Origin of the sequence: Aeromonas sanarellii (assembly GCF_000820085.1) — a bacterium.
GTDB lineage: Bacteria > Pseudomonadota > Gammaproteobacteria > Enterobacterales > Aeromonadaceae > Aeromonas > Aeromonas sanarellii.
The window spans coordinates 100,051-107,187 of the sequence record NZ_CDBN01000077.1; the positions used below are offsets into that span (position 1 = coordinate 100,051).

General features: G+C 64.6%; 7 protein-coding genes and 1 pseudogene. 2 read left to right on the top strand and 6 right to left on the bottom strand.

Annotated features, from left to right (window positions below; all coding sequences use genetic code 11):
• Positions 1 to 12 precede the first annotated feature (12 nt).
• Entirely contained in the window at positions 13 to 1,428 is a 1,416-nt protein-coding gene (locus BN1132_RS15155; protein ID WP_042078572.1) for an FAD-dependent oxidoreductase, read from the top strand.
• An 84-nt stretch (positions 1,429 to 1,512) separates the two neighbouring features.
• On the opposite strand, the gene BN1132_RS15160 is transcribed toward BN1132_RS15155, so the two are convergent.
• From BN1132_RS15160 to BN1132_RS15175, 4 genes are all read right to left on the bottom strand, one after another.
• Complete coding sequence (locus BN1132_RS15160; RefSeq protein WP_042078573.1) at positions 1,513 to 2,274, bottom strand: amino acid ABC transporter ATP-binding protein; 762 nt, start codon at positions 2,272 to 2,274, stop codon at positions 1,513 to 1,515.
• The gene (locus tag BN1132_RS15165) at positions 2,271 to 2,927 is read right to left on the bottom strand and encodes an amino acid ABC transporter permease (protein WP_209428977.1); all 657 of its coding nucleotides are present in this window, start codon (positions 2,925 to 2,927) and stop codon (positions 2,271 to 2,273) included. Before BN1132_RS15165 ends, BN1132_RS15160 begins: the two co-directional genes overlap by 4 nt.
• Before the next feature lie 58 nt (positions 2,928 to 2,985).
• Complete coding sequence (locus BN1132_RS15170; protein WP_042078577.1) at positions 2,986 to 3,759, bottom strand: amino acid ABC transporter substrate-binding protein; 774 nt, start codon at positions 3,757 to 3,759, stop codon at positions 2,986 to 2,988.
• Positions 3,760 to 4,174: 415 nt separating this feature from the next.
• On the bottom strand, positions 4,175 to 4,753 hold the full coding sequence (locus tag BN1132_RS15175; protein WP_042078579.1) for an O-methyltransferase: 579 nt from the start codon (positions 4,751 to 4,753) through the stop codon (positions 4,175 to 4,177).
• Positions 4,754 to 4,913: 160 nt separating this feature from the next.
• Between BN1132_RS15175 and BN1132_RS15180 the strand changes: the two are divergent.
• A pseudogene (locus BN1132_RS15180) lies at positions 4,914 to 5,429 on the top strand (questin oxidase family protein); the annotation flags it as partial.
• On the opposite strand, the gene BN1132_RS15185 reads toward BN1132_RS15180, so the two are convergent.
• Positions 5,426 to 5,860, bottom strand: a complete 435-nt coding sequence (locus BN1132_RS15185; RefSeq protein ID WP_042078580.1) for a hypothetical protein — start codon at positions 5,858 to 5,860, stop codon at positions 5,426 to 5,428. The pseudogene BN1132_RS15180 and the gene BN1132_RS15185 sit on opposite strands and share 4 nt — an antisense overlap.
• 47 nt (positions 5,861 to 5,907) lie before the next feature.
• A complete protein-coding gene (locus BN1132_RS15190) occupies positions 5,908 to 6,945 on the bottom strand; it encodes a M35 family metalloendopeptidase (RefSeq protein WP_042078582.1) in 1,038 nt (345 codons plus the stop codon).
• Positions 6,946 to 7,137 lie beyond the last annotated feature (192 nt).

The window sequence follows — 7,137 nt, forward strand, 5'->3', positions numbered from 1 at the left end:
GGAGGGAACCCTATGAGCCAGAACGTATTCCAGTTTATCGATGTCCAGCGGGTCGACCCGCCCAAGAAGCCGCTCAAGATCCGCAAGATCCAGTTTGTGGAGATCTACGAGCCCTTCAACCAGGCCCAGGTCGGCATGCAGGCGGATCGCTGCCTCGACTGCGGCAACCCCTATTGCGAGTGGAAGTGCCCGGTCCACAACTACATCCCCAACTGGCTGAAACTGGCCAACGAGGGGCGCATCCTGGAGGCGGTGGAGCTCTCCCACCAGACCAACAGCCTGCCGGAGGTGTGCGGCCGCGTCTGCCCGCAAGACAGACTGTGTGAGGGGGCCTGCACCCTCAACGATCGCTTCGGCGCCGTGACCATAGGCAACATCGAAAAGTACATCACCGACAAGGCGTTCGAGATGGGCTGGCGCCCGGATCTCTCCAAGGTGGTCAAGACCGGCAAGCGGGTCGCCGTCATCGGCGCGGGCCCTGCCGGCCTTGCCTGTGCCGACGTGCTGGCCCGCAACGGCGTGACCCCTGTGGTGTTCGACAAGTACCCGGAGATCGGCGGCCTGCTGACCTTCGGCATCCCCTCCTTCAAGCTGGAAAAGGAGGTGATGCAGCGCCGCCGCGAGATCTTCGAGGGGATGGGGGTGGAGTTTCGTCTCGAGACCGAAGTGGGCCGTGACGTCACCTTCGCAGACCTGCTCGGCGAGTTCGATGCGGTCTTCCTCGGGGTCGGCACCTACAAGTACATGAAGGGCGGCTTCGAGAACGAGAGCGCGCCTGGGGTCTACGACGCCCTGCCCTACCTCATCTCCAACGCCAATCGCTTGCTGGGCTTCGAGAAGGCGCAAGCCGATTACATCGACTTCGCCGGCAAGCAGGTGGTGGTGCTCGGCGGGGGCGATACCGCCATGGACTGCGTGCGCACCGCCATCCGCCAGGGGGCCGATCGGGTGATCTGCGCCTACCGCCGCGACGCCGAGAACATGCCGGGTTCCAAGCGGGAGGTGAAGAACGCCCAGGAGGAAGGGGTGGAATTCATGTTCAACCTGCAGCCGGTCGGGGTGGAGCTGGACGCCCAGGGCCGCACCTGCGGCATCAAGGTGGTGAGCACCGAGCTCGGCGAACCCGATGCCAACGGCCGCCGCAATCCGGTAGTCATCAAAGGCTCCGAGCAGGTGCTGCCCGCCGATGCGGTGGTGATGGCGTTCGGCTTCCAGCCCAACCCCCAGCCCTGGATGGCGGAACACGGTGTCGAGCTCGACAGCCGGGATCGCATCAAGGCCCCCGAGAAGGCGGAGTACGCCTTCCAGACCAGCAACCCCAAGGTGTTCGCCGGTGGCGATGCTGTGCGCGGCTCGGATCTGGTGGTGACCGCCATCTACGAGGGCCGCAAGGCCGCCGAAGGGATCATGGACTACCTGGCCGTGTGATCTGCCGTCGCAACCAAGCTGCCATGCAAACAGCCCCGCTCGTGCGGGGCTGTTTCTTTATCTCGCCTTCGTGGGCAGTCGCGGCTAGATGCTCCAGTTCTCCGGCTGCCGTTCGGTCAGGGTGGAGATGTACTCGAAGGTACGGGCTCGCCTGGGGGTCGTGAACATCTGGCGCGCGCTGCCCGCCTCCACCACCTCGCCCCCTTCCAGAAAGATCACCTGCTGGGCTATCTGGGCCGCGAGGCGCAGGTCGTGGGTGGCGATCAGCATGGTGGTACCTTCGCGCGCCAGCTGGCGCAGCACGGCCAGCACCTCCAGCGCCAGCTCGGGATCCAGCGCCGAGGTGGGCTCGTCGCAGAGCAGCACCTTGGGGGATGGCGCCAGCGCCCGGGCAACGGCGACCCGCTGCTGCTGGCCGCCGGAGAGGGTGGCGGGCACCGCCTCGGCCTTGTGCCTGAGCCCCACCTTGTCCAGCAGGGCCAGGCCCCTCGCCCTCGCCTTCTCCCTGGGCCACTTCAAGACGGTCACCAGCCCCTCCATCACGTTCTCCAGCACCGTCATGTGCGGGAACAGCTGAAAGTTCTGGAACACCATGCCGGTCTGCTGGCGCAGAGTCAGCACCTGCTGCCGTGACAGGTGATGGGAGAAGTCGAGCTCGCTTCCCCCCAGCACCAGCTGGCCTGCATCGGGTCGCTCCAGCAGATTCACGCAGCGCAGCAAGGTGCTCTTGCCGCTGCCGGAGGGGCCGATCAGCGCCGTCACCGTGCCGGCGGCCATCGCCAGCCCCACCCCCTTGAGCACGGGCCTGCCACCAAACTGCTTCTCGATACCGCTCAACCGGATCATAGGGCGACCTCCCGGGTCTCTTTGTGGGTCAATCTGCGCTCCAGCCGATCTTGCAACAGGCTGAGCACAGAGCTGAACATCAGGTAGATGAGGGCCGTCTCGATATAGAGGATGAGCGGCTCATAGGTGACGGAGGCGAGGCGCTGGGCCGCCTGGAACAGCTCGGGCACAGTCACCGCCGCCGCCAGCGAGGTGTCTTTGACCAGGGAGATGAAGGTGTTGGAGAGGGGCGGTACAGCGATGCGCGCCGCCTGCGGCAGGATCACCCGTCCCATGGCCTGGGGCCAGTTCATGCCGATGGCGTGAGCCGCCTCCCACTGCCCTTTCGGGATCGCCGCCAGGGTGGCGCGGATGGTCTCCGAGCTGTAGGCGCCGATGTTGAGGGTGAAGCCGATGACGGCGGCGGTGAAGGCATCCAGCACTATGCCGGCGCTCGGCAAGCCGTAGAAGATGAGAAAGAGCTGCACCAGCAGCGGCGTGCCCCGAACAAGCCACACATAGAAGCGAGCCAGGGCCACCAGGGGAGACGGGCCATAGAGCCTGGCCAGGGCCACCAGCAAGCCGAGCAATATTCCCAGCACGAAGGTGATAAGGGTGAGTGGCACGGTAAAAATAAGCCCCGCACTGAGCAGGGGCCAAAAAGAGTCGATCATTAACTGCAACCAGGGAGGCACGTTAATTCTCCTTTATTGTTATTATTCGGCCTGAATATTAATTCGAGACGTCGGTGCCGAAATACTTGACCGATATTTTCTGGTAACTGCCGTCTTGCTTGGCCGTGCGCAGCGCCTGATTGATGGCGGCCAGCAATTCCGGTTGCCCCTTGGCCAGCAGCACGGCGGATTGATCCCCCTTGGCCTCGGTGGCTGCCACCTTCAACTTGGCGTCCGGCTTCTGCTTCTTGAAATCCAGGAAGGAGAGGCTGTCGTTGATGGTGGCATCCACCCGTCCGGTCAGCACCAGCTCCAGGGACTGGTTGAAGCCCTCGGTGGCCACCACCTCGGCCCCCGACGCCTTCGCCAGCTGGGCGAAGTTGCTGGTCAGGGACTGGGAGGATTTCTTGCCCTTCAGATCCGCAAAGCTCTTGATGCTGTCATTGTCGCTGTGCACCACGACCACCGCCTTGGAGGTGATGTAGGGATCTGAAAAATCATACTTTTTCAGCCTCTCCGGCGTGATGGCCACCTCGTTGAGCACCAGATCGTAGCGTTTGGCGTCCACCCCGGCGATGAGGCCGTCCCACTTGCCCTCGACGAACTCGGGCTTCACCCCGAGGCCGCTTGCGATAAGTTCACCAATCTCCACGTCAAAGCCCACCAGCTTGCCGCTCTTGTCGTGGTAGGTAAAAGGGGGGTAGGCCCCTTCGGTGCCAATCTTGATCACCCCGGCGCTCTGGATGGCGGCGAGGCTGGATTGGGCCTGGGCCGAGTTCATCAGGGCCAGCGGCAATGCCGCCAGCAACAACAGCGAACGTACTTTCTTCATGAACCACCTCGTTATATTTATAAATACCCGGAACGCTTGCCAACCAGAATAGGTTGGCGCCATGCAATGGTTATTTTCCAATCCTGCTGCCGCAGCACAGCGATTAATATTTCCACGTCAGTGCCACACATTAATTCGGCTGGCTATCGGCATGGACAAAACATATCGCGAGACGTTTCCTCTCCCAACCATGAAATACGGGGATATTTAGCGAAATAGTGGATAACGCCAAGAAGAGGGCGACACTGCCAGCGCTGCCGATATGGCAGCAAGCCGACCGCGGGAGCAGAACGAGGGGGCGGAAGATGAGGAAAGAGAGCACGGCGGCTCCGGGAAAGCTAGTGGCTCTGGGGCTCCCATGAGGTGAGCGAGCACCACGGGATGGTGCTCGTCCCATGCGGCAAGAGCCATGGGCTCACAGGCGCGCCACCAGCCACTCCCCCTTGCCCACCGGCACCAGGGCGGTCATGAAGGCCGGATCCTGCACCACCTCCGCCATCCAGTCGCTCATCTCCTCCCGGTGAGAGATGGCGTTGTCCACCACCAGCAGGCCGCGAGGGGCGAGCAGGCGCCGGATCTCGGGCCACCAGCGCTGATATTGCTGGCGATCGGAGTCCAGGAAGACCAGCTGATAACCCGCCGTCGGCAGGGTAGGCAGCAAGCTGCCAGCCTCCCCCGCCAGCTGTTCAATCCAGGGGCCGAGCCCGGCACGCTGGAAGTTGGCGGCGGCCATGGCCAGCTTGCCCGCATCCCGCTCTATGGTGGTGACCCGGCCCCCCAGCCGTTTCACCGCCTCCGCCAGCCAGAGGGTGGAATAGCCGTTGGAGGTACCAATCTCCAGCACATCCGCCGCCCCTCGCGTCTGTACCAGCAGCGCCAGCAGTTCACCTGTGTCCCGGGTGATATTGAGCATCTTGCCGTCACGGGACGGCTGGGCCTCGTCGTGCTGCTCGCCAAAGCGCTCCAGCTCCCGTTTCAATGATTCCAGTACCATCTTGCCTCCTTGGCGGTATCAAGGGGCGGCCTGGCGCACGGCGTGGCCCGTCCCCATCTCTTCATCATGTCTTCACCCTGTCATCCTGCGGCGGCTCGTCCCCCAGCAGATAGCGAGGGCCGCTTCCCCGGGCGGCAGCCCTGTCCTCCGGGTTGTAGAGGAAGGTTCACGCTGGCAGGGAGAGTGGATCACCGCCCGCCTGCGGCGGGTGGCGGCGGATCCCGACTGGCCGATCTCGCTGCCGCGCAGCCTGGCTGGCGGAGACGATGTGCTGGCACAGCTGGCCGAGGCCGCCCTGCCCCTCTATTGGCAGACCCGCAACTTCACCGTGCTGCACCTGGTGACCGGCAGCCGGGCCGCCGCCATCGTCGCCCGCCACCTGCCGGATGAGCTGAAAGCCCCCTGGCAGAACCTTATGTGGCAGGCGGTGGCCGCCGCCTATGTCACGGTCGGGGCACCCGCGCTGCATGCTCAACACTGGCCGGATGCGGCGGGATGGGATTGGGATCCGGTGCTGTCGCGAGCCCTCGTCAGCCTGGACGACCACGTGATCAAGCTGGTGCACTGCTGCTGGCGGGAAGGGAAAGCGTCACCCCGCCTGGCGAAGCGCTATCTGGTGGTGGCCGCCCGCGCCGTCGGGCTGCTGGATGCGAAGAGCAAGCCACCGACCTCCTAGGGCGCCGCCACCCGGGTAAAGTCGATGGCGGGGCAGCTTGGCACCACGCCCCGGGTCAGCGCCAGGGGCTGGGCACGATAGCTGAGCCGGTAGCTGCCCGGCTGCGACAGATCGTAGGCCTGCGCCAGATCCGCATCGGCCTGGCTATGTTCCCCCGGTGCCAGCAGGAGGAAGTCGCCATCTCCGGGTTCACCACGCTTGGCCAGCGGTCCCCGGTAGGCCAGCGGCCGGCCATCGCGGGTGAGGTCGATGGCATCGGCAAACCACCCCTCGAAGGGGGTGAACCAGGTCAATACCTCAAGGGGGGTCTCCCCCCGGTTGGTCAGGGTCATCACCAGGGGCAGGGGCTCGTTCACCCCGCTCTCGGCGTTGACCGACAGTTCGCACTGCAGGGGGGCCAGCGCCAGGGTGGTGAGCAAGAGAGTCATCATGGGTGCTCCTTCAACAACGGGAAGGGGCCTCGCGGCCCCTTCACGGATTAATTTTCGCTCGGGGTATTCTCGGCAAAGTACTCGTGGTTGTCGGCGTTGTTCAGCGCCTTCTGGGGATCCGTGCTCGCCAGATTGCGGGCATTGGCCTGACCGTATCCCAGATCGTCGGTGCCCGCCACCACGTTGAAGTGGCTCAGCTCGTGGACTATGGTGCCGGCGCGGGAATCGGTCCCGGTGACGGGTGCCGTCCAGAAGCTCTTGCACAGATAGACCTTGTAGGGCTGGTCCGGATAGACGTAGGCGAAGTAGCTCTGCTTGCAACCACAGTCGAAGGTGAGCGGCTTGTTGTCGATGGCATCCTTGATCTTGCTGAAGTTCGCCTCGGCCTGGTTCCAGCGGGCGGCGTCATAGGCGCCGAACCAGCTGCGATAGCGCTGGCCATCGGGCTTGTCCACCGCCAGATAGCTGCTGGAGTTGTTGGTGATGCCGCTGGCGGCATCGAGCGCGGCCAGGATGTCGCTCTTCTGGGTGTTGGTGCAGCGGCCGCTGAAGCTGACCGAGGCGGTCACCGCCTGGGGCTCGGCCAGGGCCGCCTTGGCCAGCACCCTATCGTCGGCTACCCCTTCCACCCAGAGGGTCACGGCATTGGATTCGCTCCCCCGGGCCTGCCTGGCCTTGGCGGTTTTCCCCTCCTGCGCCACGGTCGGCAGCAGGTAGCGGATGCTGTACTGCCCCTGGACGCTCATGTCGTAGAGACCTGAGACCTCCGCCTGCACCGTCAGGCTCTGGCCGGCCTTGAGCAGCTGGAAGTCCTTGTCGGTCGGGGCCGCCCGCTTGATCAGGGCCCCCTCGTAGCCAACCGGCTGACCGTCACGCTCCACCTGGAACAGGGGGGCATCCTCGCTGCCAGGCAACTGCCACTTGAGCAGACGCACCGGCTTGTCCCCCGTGTTGGTCAGGGTCAGGTTGACCCGCACGTCGTCGGTGCCGCCCTCCACCAGGGTGAGCCTGGCATCGAGCCCGGCGGCGCAGAGCGGAGAGATCAGGGAGCCTGCCAGCAGCAGGGCGATGGGAGTCGCTTTCATCGTGTTTCCTCATTCATTGAGTGGCGCCATCAGGCGGTTTGCTTCCATGTGGCCCTCTTTGGGGCTCATCCACCCTAGAGCAGAAGCTCGGCGCCCCCATCCCTCCATATGGGGGACGCCCCCCATCGGAGGGGGCCCTCGCCGGCTGCGACAAAGGCTGCCCCCTTGGCGCCGCATCAAGGCCCCCTCCCC